Source organism: Pandoraea anapnoica, assembly GCF_902459765.1.
Lineage (GTDB): Bacteria > Pseudomonadota > Gammaproteobacteria > Burkholderiales > Burkholderiaceae > Pandoraea > Pandoraea anapnoica.
The window spans coordinates 614821-635596 of record NZ_CABPSP010000001.1 but is presented as its reverse complement, the minus strand read 5'-3'; the positions used below and the strand labels follow the sequence as shown (position 1 = coordinate 635596).

Genomic DNA, 20776 nt, shown 5'->3' with positions numbered 1-20776 from the left:
TCTGCTTGACTCCTCGATAGGGAAATGCAGCGCGCTCAGGCGCCACGCAGGAACTCGCTCACGTGTGCGACGTACGTGGACGCATACTGGAACAGCGCGCCGTGACCAGCGTTCGGATAGATGATCAACGTGGCATTCGGCAAACCCTCCGCGAGCACGAAGCTGTTTCGCGTGGGAATCATGGTGTCGTTGTCACCATTGGTAACCAGCACTGGATGCGGGATCGTTGCCAGCTTGCGTGCCACATCACCCGGCCAGTTCGCCCAGGCGATCATTGCGCCAAGCTGTGCCGGCGCGACTTCGGCATTGGCCGGTAGATCGGCTTCGCCGGTTCGCGATGCCAGGCGATTCACGAAGGCTTCTGCGGCTTGCTTGCCCTCGGGCGTCTCCGGGAAGAAAAGCCGCTTGAGTTTCTCCTGCATCGGCATCTCAGCATCCGTATAGATGGCGATCAGTTCCGGTCGATCCATGCCGGCTCCTTTCCCGCCTTCGGGTGCGCTACCGGAAAGCACCATGCGCTCTACCAGACCAGGCTTTGTGATGGCAATCTCCTGCGCCAGAAATCCGCCGAGCGAATAGCCCAGGATATGGAACTTCGACAGTGCGATCGCAGTAACGAACTGCAGGACATGCTCCGCCATCGCTGTGATCGATGCCGGTACGGCGCCACCGGATCTACCGACCCCGGCGTTTTCGAACAGGATGATTTCGCGATCCGCCGACAGCGCATCGACGATGGCCGGGTCCCAGTTGTCGAGGGTACCCGTGAAATGCTGCAGGCAAAGCAGCGGCAGTCCGCCATTGGCGTTGCCAAAGCGGCGATACGCATAGCGCACGCCACCCGCTTCGACATACTGGGTCGTGGCATTCGAGGAAGTCATGAGTGTCATCGTCGCCTCCTTCAAGCCGCAGAGGGGCCGTCGTAGGCCGGCATGACCAGCACCGCGCGGAACCGCACATCGGCACGCATCATTCGGTCGTACGCCACCTGGGCCTGTTCCAGCGGGAACGTTTCGATCATGGGACGAATGTCCTGCAGATTGGCAAAGGCCAACGTCTGCTCGTTGTCGAAGACCGTACCGGTCAGTGCACCCACGACGGCGCGCGCACCGAACACGAGGTCCGTAGCGGTCAACGAGAGAGGATCTCCCGCCACGGCCACGACGATTAACTGGCCACGAGCCGCCAATCCCGGAACGAGAGAGGACATGCCGGCGCCGGTCGGTGCCGTCGCCAATACCACCTTCGCACCTCCCAGGCTGCGCAGTACCTCCACCGCATCTTCACTTTCGGAATCGATGTAGCGATGCGCGCCGAGTTGAGCCGCGAGTTCCGCCTTGTCTGCGCCCCGCGCAATCGCCACCGTATGGAAACCCATCTTGCGCGCGAACTGCACGGCGAGGTGACCCAGGCCGCCAAGGCCATGCACCGCCACCACATCGCCAGCCCGTGCATTCGCATTGCGCAAGGCGTTGAACGTAGTCAGGCCAGCGCACAGCAGCGGCGCCGCTTCAGCGGCATCGAGTTCATCCGGCACACGCACGAGGCCGCGTGCTTCTGCCAGCATGCTTTCGGCATAGCCGCCGTTGGTCGTCATGCCCGTGATCACCGGACTCTGGCAATTCACCACGTCGCCCTGGCGGCACGACGGACAAGTCCGGTCTTCGCCAGCCAGGAAGCCCACGCCTACGCGCTGGCCTACATGCCAGCCCTCGACGCCGTTGCCGAGCGCTTCGATGCGGCCGACGACTTCATGACCGGGAGTCAGACCGTGCTCCGGATTGGCCGGAACCCGCGCAACCGTCGCACTGTCCGAGTGGCAGACACCACAGGCCTCCACGCGAATGCGCACTTGTCCGAAGCCGGGCTCCTCGATCGGCCGATCGATCATCGACAACTTGCCAGGTGCCACGACTACGGCAGCGCGATAGGTTTGATTTGCAGTCATCGTCATGGCCTCACTCGAAGTGGAAGTCGGAAAGGTCCACGCCTACAATCAGCGGCTCAGGCATCGCGAGATTCTCTGGCGTGCGCGGATAGATACGCATGCGAGTCGGCATGCGAATGCCTTGCACCTCGACATAATCACTGAGGTAGCGAGCGGCTGCATTGCGGCCCTGGATGTCCACTTCGTAGTCGTGACGGCGCAGCAGTCCGTCCGCGTCGAAGTAGTAGGTTTGCTCCGCGCTATGCGTCGCCACCGAATCCGGGAACGTCACACGCAGACGACGCCAGGACAGACCATCGACCACCCACGGCTCGATTTCGGTTGCCACCACACCGGGATGGCGCAGCACGAACGGCGACGTCAGATACGTCCACATCGTGTAGCCCGCGAAATACGCCAGTTGCGGATTCGACCACGGTGTTTCGAGTTCAAAACCAGCGAACGATGCTCGGGGACGATCGAGCGATTCGACGAGCGTGCCGTCTGCTTGCCGGATTTCAACACGATCCGGCGTGAAAACGGAATGATCGGTGGTCGGTGCGAACGGCTCGTGCGAGACCCGTTGCGCGTGCAGGTCCACCGTGACGCGCGAATCCGTCAGTACACCTACCCGCTGTTTCAGGTTCCACAGGATGCCGGTGTGGTGCAGACGCGCGGAGACGCGCTTGAAGCTCTGGAAGCGTTCGAGACCGCCTGCGGCATCGATGACGAAATGGATCAGGTCAGACATGATTTACCTTCTGCTTGGTTTGCTAACTGGAGGGCGAGACAATCCCCTTCGAGGCTGGGCTCTCGAAGTACTTGAGTGGCGCGTTGACGCGCCGAAATCAACTGGATTCCGCTATACGTGGGCGGCGACGAACGCGGCGATATGTCGCGCGGATGCCTGGGGATACTGAAGTTGTGGCCCGTGTCCAGCGCGCGGAAAGGTCACAAGATGCAAGGTCGGTAGCTGGTTGTTGAGCGCATACCAGTTCTCCACCGGGAAAACGATGTCGTGATCGCCACCGATATGCAGGACAGGGATGCGCGTGGACTTAAGCGCCTCAAGCACGGCATCCACTGGAAAGACCGGATTCTTTGGACCATCGCCAAGCTGGGTTCCGGCCCACTGCCACGGCACTTCCGGGCTGAGGTCGGGCTTGCGTGCAGCAAGCCGATCGGCGGACCGCCTGGCAGCATCCGTGCTCTCCGCCGAGGATGGCTCGAAGAACAGACTGACAAAGTCATCGAAGTCGTTCTCGCGCTTCGCCAGCGTGTAGAACAGCGCTTCGCCGTCCTTGACCAGATTGCCCGGCGGCGTGGTGCCGATCAACACCGTGTGGCTGACGAGCTGCGGCGCCACCGTCATCACAAGCTGTGCGGCAATGCCACCCACCGACCATCCGCCAATGATGACGCTGCTCAGGTCGAGCGCAGTGATGAGATCGATCGCATCGCGGGCCAGTGCCGCGGGCTGATAGGTCGGGTTACCTGTTGATTGTCCCAACCCGCTGTAGTCAAACACAGTCACCTGGAAGCCCTGGTCTGCCAGGTTATCTAGGAACAGCGGGTCCCAAGCGTCCATGGTGCCGCGGAATCGTACGCAAAGGACAATCGGCTTACCGCTGCCGATCGTGCGATAGGCAAGACGCCGTCCCGGCACGTCGACGAACTGGGTTCTCGCGTTAAGGCTTGCCGAGGCTTCGGCCATTGACGTATTCATTTTGTCCAACCTTGCATTGACCATCGATGCGACGTGAGCACGTATTCCAGCCCCCATCATTGCCCTTTTCCGATCCATCGGAAACGACATTTATCGTGAGGTTTTCGGACATCGAAACGCATACAGGAGCGTCGTGCTCACCCATCGGCAGCATCATTTCCGAGCGCTGCTTCGATATGAAAGTTAGCCGCAAAGCCAGAGCTGATAAAGCGAGGACACCTGAACAGTATTTCCATCCAAGCCGAACAATCGTTCAGGGGAGACGTTGCGTGATCCGCTTCGACAGGTGTTTTTGACGCCGTTTTCGGTCAACCTGCGCGTGACGGTTATGCGACAATCGCCGCGACCGTGACGCTTGCAATCACGTCTTTGCCAACGCGATTCGACAGTCTTACCAAACCCGTGAATTGAAGAATGTCTAGTAATGCCCAAAGCCAGGATGTGACTTCAGTCGTCTACATCATCGACGACGAGGAATCCACCCGCTCGTCATTGCATAACCTTCTGCGCTCCGTCGGATTCACGGTCCGTAGCTTCGACAGTACGGCGGCATTCAAGGCGTCGGAGAAGAATGCTGGACCCAACTGCATGCTGCTCGACGTTCGCCTGCGCGGAGAAAGCGGCTTGTTCTTCCAGCAGCAGGAGAAGGCCAACCAGCAGATGCCCATCATCTTCATGACGGGATTTGCAGACGTGAGCATCTGTATCAAGGCGATGAAAGCGGGCGCCGCTGATTTCCTGCTCAAGCCGCTGGCCGAGCAGGACGTTATCGATGCCGTCACGGCCGCTCTGGCGCAAGACAAGAAGCGGCTTGAGGCCGATTACCAGCGCAGCACCCTCATCGATCTCTACGAATCCCTGACCTCGCGCGAGCGCGAAGTGCTGGCCTACGTGGTTGGCGGCGCATTGAACAAGCAGATCGCCGCCGGCATCGGCATCAGCGAGATTACCGTCAAGGTCCATCGCGGCGCCGCCATGAAGAAGATGAAATCGAACTCCGTTGCCGATCTGGTGCGCAAGGCGCAGGTGCTCGGCATCGAGCCGATGTCCCGCTAGCACAGCGCCGTGCCCGTGACAAAGACATTGAATCCACGCGCGCTGGCGACGGTAGTCCTTGCCAATGCACTGGAGTTCTTCGAGTACTTCGCGTATGCCACGTTTGCCCGCTTCATCGGCGCGGCATTCTTCCCCCATGGCGACGCCGGTGTCGCATCGCTGGCCGCGTTCGGCACCTTTGCCACGGGGTTTCTGATGCGTCCGATCGGTGCGCTGGTGTTGGGCGCCTATGCCGATCGCGTGGGACGCAAGCCCGCGCTGTTGCTCAACATCACACTGGTCGCCGCGGGCACGCTTGGCATGGCTTTACTGCCAGGCTACGACGTGCTGGGCGTTGCAGCACCGCTTCTGCTGCTGGCTTGCCGGATGCTTCAGGGATTTGCCATTGGCGGAGAAATTGGCGCGGCAGGTGCGTACCTGATCGAACAATGTGCGCCTGCGCGCCGCGGCCTATACTGCGGTTGGCTGCTTGCTGGTCAGGGACTCGCGTTGCTGGCTATCGGCGCTTGTGGCTTGCTGATGAATGACCTGCTCACCGCTGCGCAGCTCGGCGCTTGGGGATGGCGAATCCCTTTTCTTCTGGCGGTCATGATGATTCCGGTCCAGGTGCTGTTGCGTCGGCGCCTGTTGGCTCACGACATACCACAGCCAGTTGCTGCTGAGGTTGATGACGGGCACCTGCAAGGCTGGAAAGTCCTTGCACTCGGGACACTTCTGATCGCCGGCGGCACCGTGCCAACTTATGTCGCTACCTTCACTGCCCCGTTCGAAATGGCGGGCACCATGCCAACGCTGCGGCAATCGTTTCTCGTAACGATCGCCCTGGGCGCGATCACGGCCGCGGCATCCATCGTGGGTGGAAGGCTTGCCGATCGTCTCGGATATCCCACCGTCGTCATCTTGGCGCGGCTGGCTTCGATCATCGCCGTGGTGCCTACCTACCTCGCTGCAATGTATGGCTTGGGCAACGGCTTCTTTGTCGCAGGCATTATCGCGGTGACGGCAGCGAGTTGTCTGGCCGCCGGGCCGACTGTCGCCCTGCTGCTGTCGACAGTGCGCAGCAGGTCGCGCGCCACATCGCTTTCCTTTATCTATGCAGTCGGTGTCGCGGTGTTCGGCGGCACGGCCCCGGCACTGGTTGCCACATGGAACGCATGGGCGGGAAGTCGGATGGCTGCAGCCTGGACGATTTCGGCCGCGGCCCTGGGCGCTATCGTGGCGGTGAGGGCGCTACAGCATCATCAGACGCGCGTCCGCGACTGACTATGCGCCGGGTAGGGTGAAGCACAACGTCGCGCCTTTTCCCTCGACCGATTCGGCCCATATGCGTCCACCGTGCGCTTCGATGATGGATCTGGAAATGGAGAGTCCCACGCCCATGCCTTCTGACTTCGATGTGGAGAACGGCTGGAACAGTGTTTCGTGCGACGCGGCATCGATGCCATGGCCGGTGTCCGCCACCTTGAACAGCAGGCTGGCATCACCCTCCGGTTCGACGTGCACGGTCAGTTTGCGTGCCCGCGCGTCCGACGTGGCGGCGATGGCATGTATGCCGTTCAACAGCAGGTTGCCCAGTACCTGCTGTAGTTGCACACGATCCACCATCACGCGCAGGCCCTCGTCCACCGACGTCTCGACCTCGATGGCCCTGGCTCGCGCTTCTGGCAAGATCAGGTAGATCGCCGATGCCACCACTTCGGCTGCGGACTGCAACCGCGCCTGCACGGGCGTGTGCGTCATGAATCCGCGCAGCCTGTGGCAGATGTCGGTAGCATCCCGCGCCCAGCGCCGCGCGTCACGTACGGACGCCATGGCTTCCGCGATATCGGGCCCATCACGATCGAGCCACCGCGCAGCGGCTTCGATCGATGTCCTCGTGGCAGACAGCGGCTGGCTGATCTCGTGCGTGATCGATGCGGCCAGTTGCCCCACCAGTGCGATGCGTCCCGCGCGCGCCATCTCCGCACGCATGACCTGCAGGCGGTTAATGTTCTCCTGATACTCGGAGATATCGAATGCGTAGAAGTGCAGCCGCGTATAGCTGGCGGGGTCCGTAGGCAACGAACAACGCCACACGATTGGAACCGTCCGGCCCGTCAGCGATGTGAGGGTACGTTCCCCCTGGCAGGCGGCCTCACCGGCGAACATGGCCTTGAGCACTTTTGAATTGCTGGGGCGGCTGGCCGGTAGCAGTGCCTTTGCCGCGGCGAAGAACGTTTCGCGCGATGCGGCATCGAACAACTTCAATGCTGCGTCGTTTGCATCCACGAAGCGGTGATGGCAGTCGCGCAACTGTTGGATCGCCGTGGGATTTTCGTCCAGATAGCCGTCGAGATCTTGCACCCCCTCGGCCTTGCGTTCATCGACCCACTGCCGTATGCCGGACCAATCTTCCACAAGGATGGGAATCGGCGCGAAGCGAAAGGTCTCGTCCACGATCTGGCTGGTGGAGTCCACACGTTCACTTCCCTCCGATTCAATTTTGCAGCGACGCTCGGAAAAGTCGGTATCGGGATGGCGCATAGAGAGGAATATTGTTGCGGCGGGTCTGCGTCCGCCATGGTAGCAGCGATTGTGTCGGCAACTACACGTATGTGTAGCCTCAAGCGCCGGCGGCTGTGGCGCTCACTCCGTTGGCAAGCGCGGCATCGCGACACCCTTCGGTGCAAACCCGATGTGCGATGGCGTATGCAACGCGATACTCCCGTATAAGTGTCCTCGTACCGAGATTGCGCTAATGTCCCGTCAAGCGCCCTCACCGATGCAGGGCGCTTTCCGCATGTTTTTCCCCTTCTGACGCCGATGCCCGTGCCTGCCAAGATTGTTTGTGTCATAGATGACGAACCATCCGTTCGTAGATCCACCGGCGCGCTGATTCGTTCACTTGGCTGGGGCGCAGCCTTCTTCTCCTCTGCGGAAGGCTTCATGGCCCATCCGAGTAACAGTGACTACGACTGCCTGATCTGCGATATCGCGCTGGAAGCCATTTCCGGCGTCGAACTGCTGCGCCGACTACGCGCCGCAGGCCTTCAAACGCCGTGCATCTTTGTTACCGCCCATGCCACGCCGCATTGCCGAGAACAGGCCAGGCAGCATGGCGCAGTCTGCATGCTCGACAAACCGGTGGACCCCGACGACCTGATCGGCTGGCTGTCTCGCGTTTTGAACGCTGTCCCCTGACACAACTGCCTCGCCGAAGTAGGTGAACTATACGAATGTGTCGCGCACCATGCGCCAATTGCGACTGTTGCATCGATACGGCTGCCCATACACTCGAACAATCGTCAAAGGGTGACACACGAGGTAAGTTCCATGGAACGCATGCTACAAGCGATGGAAGTCTTTGCGCGGATCGTCGAATGCGAAAATTTCACGCGAGCATCCAATCTTCTGGGGATTCCAAAGGCGTCCGCAAGCTTGCTGATCCAGCAGCTTGAACTCCATCTGCAAGTAAAACTGCTTCACCGTACGACACGCCAGGTTCGGCCGACGGCCGCCGGCATGACCTTCTACGAGCATTGCCACAAGATTCTGCTCGACATCACCGACCTCAAATCCAAGATCGGATCGGCTGCGGAACAGGCGAGTGGCAGGTTACGCGTGGAGCTGCCGGGCGACATTGCGCGCCACTTGATGCCCGACATAACCCTATTCCGCCTCCAGTATCCGGATGTCAGCCTGCAGATTTCCACACCACGGCATTCCTCGAACCTGATCCGCGATGGCATCGATTGCGCGGTTCGGCTGGGCGATCTGGAGGATTCGTACCATTTCAGCCGTCAGGTTGGCAGTTACCATCTGATCACGGTGGCGAGCCGCCTTTATGTTTCGCGGCATGGATGCCCCGATACGTTGCAGAGCTTGTCGGGACATCGCACGGCACACGCTTCCCATCAGAGCGATGGCCGACCGTGGGAATTCAGCTTTGCACTGGACGGCCGCAGCACCCGGCACCCCTTGCCCGAATCCATCGCCTTCGACGACATGGATCTGCTTCTTCAATATGGTTTGCAGAATGGCGGGGTCATTCAGGTTTGGGATACCGTGGCAACGCCGTATCTTGCCAGCGGACGGCTCAAGGAAGTACTCGCGCATTGCCGCCCGCGAGCCAGACCGATCCATGCCGTCTATGCATGCCGGACGCGTGAATCGATGGCGCTACGCGTCTTTGTCGACTGGCTGTCCTCGGCGCTGGAAAGCTGCCAGACACCCTGCCCCCAACCAAGGTCTGAAGACGAACGGCGCACAGAGTTGGACTCCAACTGCACCGCAGCCTGAAGAGGCCGAGGCTTCTAATACGGCGAACGCCACAATGGTCCCATGCCGATTTTTTCCGGCCGGCATATATTTCGCACCCCCTCTATAATCCGACTTCTCGGACAGCAGTGCGGTGGAGCGAATGCATCGAATCGGGTATTTTCTGACGGACGGATTTCAGGTCATGGCAATCGGGACACAATCCGTGTTCGAGTTCGCCAACGTCGTGGCCCGCGAGCGCGTCTACGCCGTGACCAACTACTCGCTTTCGGGGGGGGACGTGCAGGCGTCGCTGGGTGTCTCTGTCAGGACTGAACCCATTCACAAGAGCACCGAAGCCGACACCTGGATGATTAGTGGCATCGTCGATCCGACCCAGCGCTCCAGCACCGCTGCGGAACTGGCTTTTGTCCGCGCGGCGTCGGAACGTTCGCGCCGGACTGCCGGGCTTTGTACCGGCGCATTCGTACTGGCAGACGCCGGCCTGCTAGACGGCAAGCGCGCGACAACCCATTGGGCCTACGCCGATGCGCTGCAGGCACGCTGCCCCAGCGCACAGATCGAACCCGACCACATCTTCGTCACGGACGGATCCATCTGGACGTCAGCAGGCTTGACCGCTGCCATGGACCTTGCGCTTGGTCTGGTCGAGAAAGACCTGGGCAATGAAGTGGCAACCAAAGTCGCGCGCGTCATGGTAATGAACCAGCGCCGCACCGGAGGCCAGTCCCAGCAGTCCGAGATGCTGAAGCTCGCGCCGAAATCGGACCGTATCCAGACTGCGCTCGAATACGCGCGCCAAAATCTGGCGCGACCATTGCGGGTAGAAGAACTGGCACGCGCCGCGCATCTCAGTACACGGCAGTTCCTGCGCATATTTCAGTCTGAAACGGGCCAATCCCCTGCAAAGGCGGTGAAACAGCTACGCATCGAAACGGCACGCACCATGATCGAGCGCGGCCGCCACCCCCTAGAAGTCATTGCGCGAGAAACCGGATTTCGTGATCGCAGCCATCTCCGCGAGGTCTTCGTCAGCACCTATGGCGTAAGCCCTCAGGAATTGCGCAGAGATGCCAGGACCCCCGTTGCCGCCTAACAAGCTGGAGCGGGACGGTCGCTCCGCTCCCCTTGTGGGCCCTCTTCGCTTCCTTCTTGAGCACTATCGCAGCAGACCTTTCACAGGGCCAGTGGCGACAGGCAGAAGTATCTGCTCCGGCCGGGACAACAGGCTCGCCCCGTTTGCAGAACGATTGAATTTTCCAACGTCGCATTGACGGCTTTTATCGAAGATGCTCGATCCAGTCCATTTGCTTTCGTTGGATATTGTTTTTCGGATTGGGTCTCTATACATTCCCGTCATTTGGGATCGATCTATATCTCTCCCAAACCACGCGAGGATTCCGTGAAAACACGTCCCATTACCCGCGGATGATCCTCGGCATCGCCGTGACGACTGCCCTGATCGCCATCGATCAGACCGAAAAGGAGTCGATCCCGGTCACGCGCTAGCAACTGCAAAAGGGGCTCGTGCAGATCGAGGCTGCGGGCTATGACCGTCATCGTGATAGCAGCGCGTATCCCGCCGATTTGCAGGACGCTGAATCCCGTGCTGCTGCACCGACGAACCCTGCCAGGCCCTCTACGCCCGCCACACGCAGGCGATAACGGAATTCAAGCCGTTGAGAACTGTCATTTTTCATCGGAATTGTTGACGATTGACGGTTTTTGTTCGACTTCATGCGTCGCACCGCTCCGAATCGTTAAACACAAGACAGAAGTGACTCGACGTCATAAGGCACCGCCGAGGTTCGCCTGAGACTCTTTATCGTGCGAGGTCACGGGACCAGCCATGGTGATGCCGCCGCGGCCAGCATGAACGTCATCAGTATCCATCCCATCGCGACAAAGAATCCTGTACTCCGGCTCGCGTCCCTCCCCTCTCTGGCTTCCTCGCGATAGTCGTGTCACAGCCTCCAATGAAAAGTTCTATCAACGAGCAAGCTGATACGCCCGGATGGATTGTCACGCCTGACCGAAAGCTATGTTTGCCGAAGACTCTCCCAACGACAGCTTGCTTCCATTAGGGTTGTAGCAGTTGCATTTGAGCGGCGGCGTTTCTTCAATCTGACTGATTTTTCCGACGCAACTCAGATGAACAGTGAAACTCTTTTTAGAAAAGGACCAAAAGATGACTCGCATGTCCACGATCGATGTTGCATCCGCTACCGGCCTGACCGCGGAGCTTTTCACCAGCATCAAGCGCGGCCTTGGCAAAGTGCCGAATGCGTACGCGACCCTCGGCTCGCAATCGCCCGTCGCGCTCCAATCGTTGCTGACCGCCAACGCGGCCCTGAAATCAAGCGGTGCGCTGTCGGCGAAGGAACTGGAAGCGATCAACCTTGCCATTAGCGAAAACAGCGGCTGCGACTATTGCCTCGCCGCACATACGCTGGCGGGAAAAATGGCAGGCTATACCGCCGAGCAGATGCGGGAACTACGCGCCGGTGGTCTGAGCGCCGATGCAAAGATCGACGCCCTCGTCAAGTTTGCGCTGACGCTGGTACGCACATCGGGAACGGTGCCGCAGATCACGTTGGATAGCGTCCGCCAGGCGGGATATAGCGACGTGCAGGTGACGGAAGCCATCTTCGCAGTCACCGCAATCCTGACGACCAATATCTTCAATCGTGTCAACGACACAACTCTTGACTTCCCACCGGTGAAGTAACGCTGCAACCTGCATTGCCCAATCCATCGAACACTCAGTTGGCAGGCGGGCGCACGTTGGCACAGTGAGTCCGCCCTTGAGGCCCAGCCAAGTCCCCAGCTTTCACGCAACTGGCGAAAGCCGTTTCCGGCATCGCAAAGCTGGGGGTCAGCAGGCTCACGCCTGTGATGTGATCTCGGCGACAAGCATCGTCGCCATCCTTGATATGACATCGTGAAGCGCCACTGCTTCGCACGTTCTCAATAAGGACCCCCTAGAATGAATTTCCGGAATTTGCTTGTCGTTGTGAGTCGGCTCGACTGCATCGGCATTCCGATGATGCGCATCGGTGTGGCAATCGTCTTCTGGTGGGTCGGCGCACTGAAATCAATCCATTCGCATTCCCAGTCAACGGCCCCTGATCGTTGAAGCCGGTCTACGACTCCGTAACGCTGCATCGAGGCATTAGCCGGCATGCCCCCCATTCATTCCATGTTGGAGAACAATGTGCTGCACCTCTTCAAGAAGCGCCCCCTGATCTTGATTGCCGTTGCAATACTCAGTGCCATGTCATTAATCGCCAGTACAGCATCTACCTCTACCGCCGCATCTGCGGTGCAAACCGATGAACTCGTAGCCGTGCGGAAGAATACCCAAATGCCTTGGAACGCCGTCGTGGTCGACCCACGCGGCCGGTTCATCGTCAGCTCACCGCTATGGACCGGAAACACCGGCCCCGCGGTGGCAATCGCCAAGGAGAACGGCTCACTGACACCGTATCCAGACGTTGGCTGGAACAGATGGAAGGCTGGCGATGATGCGACACGAGCATTCGTCAGCGTGAACGCTATTCACGCTGATACGCGCGGCGACTTGTGGATCGTGGATACCGGCTCGCCGGACTTTGGCGGCACACCGGTCGCAGGCGGCCCGAAGATCGTACACGTTGATCCCCGCACCGACACTGTGGTGCGTGTGTATGCATTTCCCAAAGATGTGATCCGCGCCCACACCTATATCGACGATATTCGAATCAACGGACGTCACGCCTACATAACCGATGCAGGAGAAGGTGCGGTTCTCGTGCTTAACCTGGAGAATGGCAACGTGCGGCGCCGCTTTGACGGCATGCCATTCGCACGCGCACGTGCGCATGACTTGATCGTCGTAAATGGCAAGGTCCTGACCGGCTCGGATGACGGTCCGTTGAAAGTCAATGCCGACCCTCTCGAACTGAGCCCGGACGGTCGTACCTTCTACTTCGGCCCTCTGTCGGGCCCACTGTCGCAGATCGAAACACGCTACCTGGACGACGAAACGCTCGACGACAAGACGCTGGCAAAGCACGTCAGCACGTGGTTCGACAACCCGCCTGTAGGCGGCACAGCCATGGGTGCGGATGGAAGCCTGTATTACCCCCCCTTGGCCGACAACTCCCTGATGCGGCGCGCACCGGATGGGACTGTTTCCATGCTCCTACGCGACCATCGTCTGCGCTGGGTTGACGCGCCGTTCCTCGACGGCAAAGGACATATTTTCTTGCCCGTACCGCAGATCGATGGCGCAGCGCCCTTCAATCATGGTCAGTCGACAATTCGCTTTCCGGTAGAACTTTTCAAATTCAGCCTTCCTTCCGGCCTGAAGTGAAACGCTAGCACCGCATGCCCTCCCCCTGATAAACGGGGGGCAATTTTCAGTTCCCCGCCCCCCCTGCGGTCGCAATCTCCGCGGGCAACCACCCACGGTAGCATCTCCGCATCGATGAGCTCCTCCGGGGTACCAGCGGATAAAGTCCATTACCCGCTAACTTTGGCGCGTCAGTTCGCACCCCACCTCAAAGCTGGCAGAAGCCAAGCGTTGGAGACTCGATGGGTTGCAAGAGGCTGCCTTAGCACAATTGGGCTAACCAAATGGTTCAGAAAAGCGAGGCATGGCAGACTTCAAGATACCTTACCGGACTATGGCGACGAGCGTCTGCCGTGCGGTCGTTTTCTGCCGTTGACGACGGGGCAACCCAGTGACGCAGAAGGGTCGAAAACCGCCGTTCGTTATCATCGGCGTAACCGACTTTATTCCTCAGCACTACGCAGATCGCTCGCCGCGGCGTGACCGTAACCGTTTGAACGAGGAATGGCGATCCAATTGTTTTCAAGTAGTTACTACTCGTCGTGGTAACCGTTTTTATTACTAATATCAGGCGCTCACCCCCCGCTGTGATCGGCGATGTTGCGATACTGCCCTTTGAAGTACAGCAACGGCTGATTCGCCGCAGCATCCTGTGCGTCTAACGCCTTGACTTCACCGATCACAATCACGTGATCGCCTGCCGCGTGTTCCGCGTAGATTTCGCAATCCAGCCAGTGAAGACTTCCCGGAATGATCGGATTGCCCAGCGGCGAGGCCTGCCAGTCGACGCCGCGCCATTTGTCCGTGCCTCGTCGGGCGAACTGGTTGGAAATTTCCGCTTGCTCTCCCGACAGGATGTTGACGGCGAAGCGTCCCGCCTGACGGATCTTGGGGTAGCTGGCCGACGTGGCCATCACGCTGAACGAGACCAGCGGCGGATTCGTCGACACGCTATAGAACGACTGACAGGTGAAACCTAGCGGCTCGTCGTCGATGTGCGACGTAATGATCGTGATACCGGAGGCGTAGTGCCCGAGCGCTTCGCGAAAGCGCAATGGCTCGATGGCCGGACTGGGAAGTGACATAGCTGGAGGAGGGAAATACCGGGGGCACTTCGATTGACGCAAGCCAACCCGTCCGTCGTACCACCCGATCTATTCGGATCGGTCACAACGTATTCCGGGCTGGCTTGTGCCTGACGGCTCAGAACTTAGTTCGACAGTTCGCGACGCACGATTTCCGCACCGGCACTCAGTGCAGCCAGCTTACCGCGTGCCACCGCACGGGGCAGCGGCGCCATGCCGCAGTTGGTGCACGGAAAAAGCTTGTCGGCATCGACAAACTTCAGTGCCTTACGCAGCGTGCTGGCGACTTCTTCCGGCGTTTCAATGGTTTCGGATGCCACGTCAATCGCCCCGACCATCACCTTCTTGCCGCGAATGAGTTCGATCAGATCGATGGGCACATGCGAATTGTGGCATTCCAGCGAGATCATATCGATGCTGGATTTTTGCAGCTTCGGGAAGGCTTCTTCGTATTGACGCCATTCCGAGCCCAGCGACTTCTTCCAGTCCGTATTGGCCCTGATGCCATAGCCGTAGCAAATGTGAACGGCGGTTTCGCACTTGAGCCCTTCAATGGCACGCTCCAGCGTCGCCACGCCCCATTCGTTGACTTCGTCGAAGAAGACGTTGAATGCCGGTTCGTCGAATTGAATGATGTCGACGCCTGCCGCTTCCAGTTCCTTTGCTTCCTCATTGAGAATCTTGGCGAATTCCCAGGCCAGTTTTTCGCGGCTCTTGTAGTGATCGTCGTATAGCGTGTCGATCATCGTCATCGGGCCGGGCAGCGCCCACTTGATCGGTTGCTTGGTCTGCGCGCGCAGGAACTTCGCGTCTTCGACGAACACCGGCTTTTGGCGCGCGACAGCGCCCACGACCGTCGGCACGCTCGCGTCGTAGCGGTCGCGAATTCGCACGGTCTGACGGTTATTGAAGTCGACGCCGCTCAAGTGTTCGATAAACGTCGTCACGAAATGCTGACGCGTTTGCTCGCCGTCGCTGACGATATCGATGCCCGCGTGCTGCTGCTCTTGCAGAGACAAACGCAATGCATCTTGCTTGCCCTGCACCAATTCTTCGCCTTCCAGCCTCCACGGCGACCAGAGTTTCTCGGGTTCTGCAAGCCAGGACGGTTTGGGCAAGCTACCAGCAGTCGAAGTCGGCAACAATTTTTTCACGATGAATAACCTTGCGTTTAAGTGAGTCAATGAGCGTAGTTAGCGGACCACTGATCAAGCGTGGCGCGGTACGGTTTGACGAAGTGCTCCTCGACAAACTTTCCTTGCTCGATAGCCAGACGGCTACGTTCTTCTCGATCGTAGACAATGCGAGTCAGCGAATAATCCTGATGCTTCAGACTCGGCTGATAGGATTCCCCTGCGGCGGAATTCGCGTTGTAAATCTCAGGGCGATAGATCTTCTGGAACGTGTCCATCGTGCTGATGGTGCTGATCAGTTCGAGATCCGTGTAATCGCCCAGCAAGTCGCCGGAGAAATAGAAAGCCAAAGGCGCGACGCTATTGCGGGGCATGAAATAGCGAACTCTCAAGCCCATCTTCGCGAAGTATTCGTCGGTCAGTGAATATTCGTCCTGCAAGTATTCGGCGCCCAGCACAGGGTGCACGTTGGCCGTTCTACGGTAGGTGCGCGTGCTCGATACGCTCAGGCAGATAACAGGCTGCTTGTTGAAATTGGCCTTGTACGTGTCCGAATTCACGAACGACTTGAACAGCTTGCCATGCAGGTCGCCGAAATTCTCCGGTGTGCCGAACTTCGGCTGATCCTTGTTGTACGCCAGCAATAGCACGCTGAAGTCGTAATCGCGTACATAGGAGGAGAAGTTATTCCCCGCGATGCCGTCGATATGCACGTTGTTCTTCTTGTCGAAAATACTGGTTTTCAATATTTCGATCAGCGGCAACGCGCTTCCATTGGTTTCACCGCCAATGCTCATTTCGACGGAAATGATGTCGAGCTTGACGCTGTAACGGTCGCCCTTCGGATTGTCCCAATCCGCCAGCGCATTGAAACGGTTGTCGATCATCCGGAGGGTGTTGCGCAGGTTTTCCTGGCGGCTGCTGCCACGGGCCAAATTAGCAAAGTTGGTCGTGATGCGCGTGTTGTCCGACGGGCGATAGTCCTCGTCGAAACTAATGCGCTTGATGGCGAATGTGAAATCTTGACTCATGATGATCTGACGCTCTGATTCTGAAGTTGAAACTTACTCGCCCTGTTCTGCGGTGTCGTCACCGTAGAACATCACGCCGAGCTGAATGCGCTCACGACCGCTTTCCACACGATGCTTGTTCGTGTCGCGCAGCGAATAGACGCAGCCGCAATACTCCTGCTGATAGAAGTTCTCGCGCTTGCTGATCTCGATCATGCGAGCGGACCCTCCGCCTTTGCGCCAGTTGTAATCCCAGTACAGCATGTCGGGGTAGTGAGACGCTGTGCGCACGCCGCAATCGTTGATCTGCTGCATGTTTTTCCAGCGCGAGATCCCAAGCGAACTCGTGATGACCGGGAAGCCATGCTCGTGGGCGTACAGGGCGGTGCGCTCGAAGCGCATGTCGAAGCACATCGTGCAACGCACGCCACGCTCCGGTTCGTGCTCCATGCCTTTGGCACGTTCGAACCAGTTGTCGCGGTCGTAATCGGCGTCGACGAACGGAATTCCGAACTTCTCGGCAAAACGGATGTTCTCGTTTTTGCGAAGCTCGTATTCCTTGAGCGGGTGGATGTTCGGGTTGTAGAAGAAGATCGTGAAGTCGATACCGGACGCCTGAATGGCCTCCATGACTTCACCCGAGCACGGTGCGCAGCATGAGTGCAACAACACCTTCTTGTGCCCGCCGGGTAATGCCAATGGCTTGCGTTCGGTTGCGGACACCACGAGAAGCTCCATGAATAACGCCCGCGTACACCGGACTATGAGCTTCGGATTATGGTGTCCGACCCACCATTATGAAAATCGATAAATTCTCATATTTCCATGAATACCATTCATGTGGATCGCTGCAACGAAACGTCAGACTTTCGCGGGCTTCTTCGCCAGCTCGATAAAGGCGCGCAGATAATCGGTCCCCATATCGGCTTCGCGAGCGCCCAGATAGATGTGCTTGGCGATACCGTTCTTGCCCAGCCGGACGGGCACCACATCCATCTTGTCCGCATACTCCAGCACGAGCCAGCGAGGTAGCGCCGCCACGCCCCGGCCGCTCGCGACCATCTGCATCATGATGTCGGTGGTTTCGATAGGCTTATGGCGCTTCGGCGTAATACCCGCCGGTGTGAGAAACATGTTGTAGATATCCAGACGGTCCACCGGCACCGGATAGACCACCAGTACCTCGTTGGTCAAGTGCTTAGGCTTGATGTATGCCTCATTGGCCAGCTTGTGGTTGCTGGCAACGACCAGCACCTGTTCGTAATCGAACACCGGCTCAAAAACGAGCCCGGGTTTGTCCAACGGATCGGGCGTGACCAGCAGATCGATCTCGTAACCGAACAGCGCACCGATGCCACCGAACTGGAATTTCTGTTTGACGTCGACATCGACGTCCGGCCATGCGGCCAGATAGGGCGACACGACTTTGAGCAACCACTGGTAGCAAGGGTGGCATTCCATGCCAATGCGCAGCGAGCCTCGCTCACCTTGCGCGAACTGCTGCAAGCGCTCCTCGGCCAGATCCAGCTGCGGTAGCACTCGGTTGGCCACCGCCAGCAAATATTGACCGGCCTGCGTCAGACGCAGACTCCGGCCTTCGCGCAACCAGATGTTGGTGCCCAGCTGCTGCTCCAACTTCTTCATGCTGTGGCTGAGCGCCGATTGCGTCACATGCAGGACGCCTGCGGCGGCGGTCAGCGAACCTTGCTTCTCCACCTCCTGAACGATGGACAAATGGATACGGTCAAGCATGATGGATGAGCAAAATTCATATGTCGTTACGATGCCGGGATTTTACGTCATCAAGCCGGGTGGAGCGCCCCTGTCGCGATGACCGGGCCGGTGGGTTGCCCGGTGGGGGATCCCCCCGGCGGTTCGAGGGAGACAGCGAGAATGGCAGCAGCACCGCGCAACGCGGCGGCATTCGTGCGAGAAAGCGGGATCGTTACCGGTTGCGCGGGATCGAAAACGCCGAGCGGGACGGGTTTGGCATCGCCCTGTACCAGCCACAGCTCGGTTACTTTGTTCTCGGCAATCGTTGGCCGTGTCGCGGGGACGATAAGAAGTTGATCCTGCTGCGACGCGAGGGTCGCAGTCCAGTGGGCAACGCCATCCTGCCGGGCGATGGTCGCCACGCGGTAGTTGAGCGAGGCGGATTGCGTCGGTGCGCCCCCCGGCAACGCGAACCTAAGCGCCACGGCGAGCAACGCCAGTGCGGCAACGCTCGCGCCGATGCCCAGCCATCGCCACAGTGGCAGAGAGTCCCAAAGCCCACCCGGCGGTGCATGGGGCGTTGCACGGGTCGTAGCACTCGGTTGCGTCGGCCGGATCGCCTCCTCGACTCGCTGCCATACCCAATCCGGTGGCGCTTCGTGCGGCAAGTCTTCGGTCAGCGGTGTCAGACGGTTCTGCCAGAACGCCAGTCGCGCCTGCACCCCCGGATTCGCCAGGGCATCCCGCTCCAGCGCGCGACGTTCGTCCGCCTCCATCACACCGAGCACATACTCGGCGCAACGCAGATCGTCGTCGGAGTGCGCGGGCGTGTTCATGGTTCAAGACACCCTTTTAGCTGCAACAGACTGCGACGTATCCAGCTCTTCACAGTGCCCAGCGGGACGGCAAGACGCTCCGCGAGCTCGCTGTAAGCCAGCCCGCCGAAAAATGCCTCGCACACGGCGTTACGTTGTTGTGGTGGAAGAAGTTGCAGACAGTGTTCCAGTCGACGCCGTGCTTCGCTGGCCTCCGCCATCCGCAGCGGTGAGGGTGTGTCGGCGGGAATACTGAGGGCATGGTCCTCGTCGAGCGACGCTTCGCGAGACTGCCTCAGGCGGTCGATCACGCGGTTGCGAGCCAGCGTAATCAGCCAGGTCATCGCCGTGCCACGTGTGGCGTCGAATGCAGAAGCGCGCCGCCACACGTTGACATAGACGTCCTGCAGCAGATCCTCGGCTTCCGCACGGTCGGACACCATGCGCACGATCACACCGAAGATCCGTGCCGACGTCTTTCGATAGAGCGCAGCAAACGCCTGGCGATCTTCGTTCGCGACGGCGCTCAGCATCGCACCAAGCTCCTCGCGCGCAGCCATGCTTGCCTCGTCCGCAGGCGGGCGTGCAGACGCTGGGCTTGGCCTATCTTCGCTTTCCCGGGACTCGTTCATGCGCGTGAAGCAGTCGCGAAAATCACTGCGGTGGGGTTCAGCGGAATATAGCACCTTCGCCTCCAGTCGGGAGATGCTTCGACAATCCAGCCGTTCGCGCGACGAGCAAGGAACGGCATACCTGTCCACACATACGTACGGGGAGCCCGCACGGATGCACGGTACCCGCCATTCGCCCGTCCTCCCCACGACAAGAACATCTTTTTGCTCCTTCGCATCCGCAGGCGAAATTGACTCGTATTTGTCGTTGCTTCCACTTCGCGAAGCGCCATAGAACGGGTGAAGACATGAGAACGCAACGATTTGGTGGATTTCTGCTGGTTCTTCTCGCAGCCGGTTGCTTCCCGGGCATGCACGCCACGGCGGCGTCGATGGACGGCAGCGAAAAGACGGTCATGGTGGGCGGGGCGGCGATGTACCCATCGAAGAACATCGTCGAAAACGCCGTGAACTCGAAGGACCACACCACGCTGGTCGCCGCCGTGAAGGCTGGCGGCCTGGTCGACACACTGTCCGGGCCGGGACCGTTCACCGTCTTCGCGCCGACCAACGAGGCCTTTGCCGCGCTTCCCGCTGGCACCGTCGACACACTACTCAAGCCGGAGAACAAGCCCACGCTGGTCAAGGTGCTGACTTATCACGTCGTCCCCGGCAAGCTGGGTGCACAAGACCTGATGAGCATGGTGAAAAGCGGCGGCGGCAAGGCGATGCTCAAGACCGTGGAAGGCGACTCGCTGACCGTCAGGCAAAGCGGTAATGGGCTGACCGTCACCGACGACAAGGGCAATGTCGCCAACGTCGCCATCGGCGATGTGTTCCAGTCCAATGGCGTGATTCACGTCGTGGATAAGGTGCTGCTGCCCTGAGCGCGCGTCAGGCGTAAAGGGAAGTGAGGCCGCTGGCATCGCGCATTTTTATTTTGCGCGGTGCCGCGTTCGACTTGGGGCGGTGATGTTGGTTCGGATGACGAGATGAATGCACGAGCAACGCCGATAATGGCTCAACTCACGCCCCCTGCCCCCTGCCACCCCCACCGCACCATTCCGTCGCGCCCCACGCCCCAGAGGGCGATTTGTTGCGTCAAAGCGG

The 20776-nt window shown here is 59.4% G+C and carries 20 protein-coding genes; 8 read left to right on the top strand and 12 right to left on the bottom strand.

The window, feature by feature from the left end; all coding sequences use genetic code 11:
• Nucleotides 1–35 precede the first annotated feature (35 nt).
• The 4 genes from PAN31117_RS02990 to PAN31117_RS02975 form a co-directional block, all read right to left on the bottom strand.
• Nucleotides 36–881 carry an alpha/beta fold hydrolase gene (locus PAN31117_RS02990; RefSeq protein ID WP_246188879.1) on the bottom strand — a complete coding sequence of 282 codons (846 nt, stop codon included), beginning with the start codon at nt 879–881 and terminating at the stop codon, nt 36–38.
• Between the two features lie 20 nt (nt 882–901).
• Nucleotides 902–1948 (bottom strand): alcohol dehydrogenase catalytic domain-containing protein, encoded by a 1047-nt coding sequence (locus PAN31117_RS02985; protein ID WP_150736859.1) that lies wholly within the window; start codon nt 1946–1948, stop codon nt 902–904.
• 10 nt (nt 1949–1958) lie between these two features.
• Nucleotides 1959–2678: a hypothetical protein gene (locus PAN31117_RS02980; RefSeq protein WP_150736858.1), complete on the bottom strand. Its 720-nt coding sequence runs from the start codon at nt 2676–2678 to the stop codon at nt 1959–1961.
• 111 nt (nt 2679–2789) lie between these two features.
• Nucleotides 2790–3641 (bottom strand): alpha/beta fold hydrolase, encoded by an 852-nt coding sequence (locus tag PAN31117_RS02975; RefSeq protein ID WP_150736857.1) that lies wholly within the window; start codon nt 3639–3641, stop codon nt 2790–2792.
• Nucleotides 3642–4067: 426 nt separating this feature from the next.
• Between PAN31117_RS02975 and PAN31117_RS02970 the strand changes: the two genes are divergently transcribed.
• Together PAN31117_RS02970 and PAN31117_RS02965 are read left to right on the top strand one after the other, a co-directional pair.
• The gene (locus PAN31117_RS02970; protein WP_150736856.1) at nt 4068–4709 is read left to right on the top strand and encodes a response regulator transcription factor; all 642 of its coding nucleotides are present in this window, start codon (nt 4068–4070) and stop codon (nt 4707–4709) included.
• A 15-nt stretch (nt 4710–4724) separates the two neighbouring features.
• Nucleotides 4725–5972 (top strand): MFS transporter, encoded by a 1248-nt coding sequence (locus PAN31117_RS02965; protein ID WP_174990783.1) that lies wholly within the window; start codon nt 4725–4727, stop codon nt 5970–5972.
• On the opposite strand, the gene PAN31117_RS02960 is transcribed toward PAN31117_RS02965, so the two are convergent.
• The gene (locus PAN31117_RS02960) at nt 5973–7232 is read right to left on the bottom strand and encodes a sensor histidine kinase (protein ID WP_150736854.1); all 1260 of its coding nucleotides are present in this window, start codon (nt 7230–7232) and stop codon (nt 5973–5975) included.
• A gap of 285 nt (nt 7233–7517) precedes the next feature.
• On the opposite strand from PAN31117_RS02960, the gene PAN31117_RS02955 reads away from it, so the two are divergent.
• The 5 genes from PAN31117_RS02955 (at nt 7518) to PAN31117_RS02935 (ending at nt 13320) form a co-directional block, all read left to right on the top strand.
• On the top strand, nt 7518–7889 hold the full coding sequence (locus tag PAN31117_RS02955) for a response regulator transcription factor (protein ID WP_174990781.1): 372 nt from the start codon (nt 7518–7520) through the stop codon (nt 7887–7889).
• Between the two features lie 132 nt (nt 7890–8021).
• Nucleotides 8022–8987, top strand: coding sequence for a LysR family transcriptional regulator (locus PAN31117_RS02950; RefSeq protein ID WP_150736852.1), 966 nt, complete (start codon nt 8022–8024; stop codon nt 8985–8987).
• 121 nt (nt 8988–9108) lie between these two features.
• Nucleotides 9109–10062 (top strand): GlxA family transcriptional regulator, encoded by a 954-nt coding sequence (locus PAN31117_RS02945; RefSeq protein WP_150736851.1) that lies wholly within the window; start codon nt 9109–9111, stop codon nt 10060–10062.
• 1092 nt (nt 10063–11154) lie between these two features.
• A complete protein-coding gene (locus tag PAN31117_RS02940) occupies nt 11155–11694 on the top strand; it encodes a carboxymuconolactone decarboxylase family protein (RefSeq protein ID WP_150736850.1) in 540 nt (179 codons plus the stop codon).
• Nucleotides 11695–12165: 471 nt separating this feature from the next.
• The gene (locus PAN31117_RS02935) at nt 12166–13320 is read left to right on the top strand and encodes an L-dopachrome tautomerase-related protein (RefSeq protein ID WP_246188878.1); all 1155 of its coding nucleotides are present in this window, start codon (nt 12166–12168) and stop codon (nt 13318–13320) included.
• Between the two features lie 554 nt (nt 13321–13874).
• On the opposite strand, the gene PAN31117_RS02930 is transcribed toward PAN31117_RS02935, so the two are convergent.
• The 7 genes from PAN31117_RS02930 to PAN31117_RS02900 all read right to left on the bottom strand — a co-directional run bounded on the left by PAN31117_RS02930 (nt 13875) and on the right by PAN31117_RS02900 (nt 19615).
• On the bottom strand, nt 13875–14384 hold the full coding sequence (locus PAN31117_RS02930) for a flavin reductase family protein (protein WP_150736849.1): 510 nt from the start codon (nt 14382–14384) through the stop codon (nt 13875–13877).
• 125 nt (nt 14385–14509) lie between these two features.
• Nucleotides 14510–15538 (bottom strand): methionine synthase, encoded by a 1029-nt coding sequence (locus PAN31117_RS02925; RefSeq protein ID WP_174990779.1) that lies wholly within the window; start codon nt 15536–15538, stop codon nt 14510–14512.
• A 26-nt stretch (nt 15539–15564) separates the two neighbouring features.
• Nucleotides 15565–16548, bottom strand: coding sequence for a DUF1852 domain-containing protein (locus PAN31117_RS02920; RefSeq protein ID WP_150736848.1), 984 nt, complete (start codon nt 16546–16548; stop codon nt 15565–15567).
• A gap of 33 nt (nt 16549–16581) precedes the next feature.
• Complete coding sequence (locus tag PAN31117_RS02915) at nt 16582–17253, bottom strand: epoxyqueuosine reductase QueH (RefSeq protein WP_150736847.1); 672 nt, start codon at nt 17251–17253, stop codon at nt 16582–16584.
• Nucleotides 17254–17388: 135 nt separating this feature from the next.
• The gene (locus tag PAN31117_RS02910) at nt 17389–18279 is read right to left on the bottom strand and encodes a LysR family transcriptional regulator (RefSeq protein WP_150736846.1); all 891 of its coding nucleotides are present in this window, start codon (nt 18277–18279) and stop codon (nt 17389–17391) included.
• Nucleotides 18280–18329: 50 nt separating this feature from the next.
• The gene (locus tag PAN31117_RS02905) at nt 18330–19076 is read right to left on the bottom strand and encodes an anti-sigma factor (protein ID WP_150736845.1); all 747 of its coding nucleotides are present in this window, start codon (nt 19074–19076) and stop codon (nt 18330–18332) included.
• The gene (locus tag PAN31117_RS02900) at nt 19073–19615 is read right to left on the bottom strand and encodes a sigma-70 family RNA polymerase sigma factor (protein WP_246188877.1); all 543 of its coding nucleotides are present in this window, start codon (nt 19613–19615) and stop codon (nt 19073–19075) included. Before PAN31117_RS02900 ends, PAN31117_RS02905 begins: the two co-directional genes overlap by 4 nt.
• A gap of 422 nt (nt 19616–20037) precedes the next feature.
• On the opposite strand from PAN31117_RS02900, the gene PAN31117_RS02895 reads away from it, so the two are divergent.
• Entirely contained in the window at nt 20038–20553 is a 516-nt protein-coding gene (locus tag PAN31117_RS02895; RefSeq protein ID WP_246188893.1) for a fasciclin domain-containing protein, read from the top strand.
• Nucleotides 20554–20776: the final 223 nt, after the last annotated feature.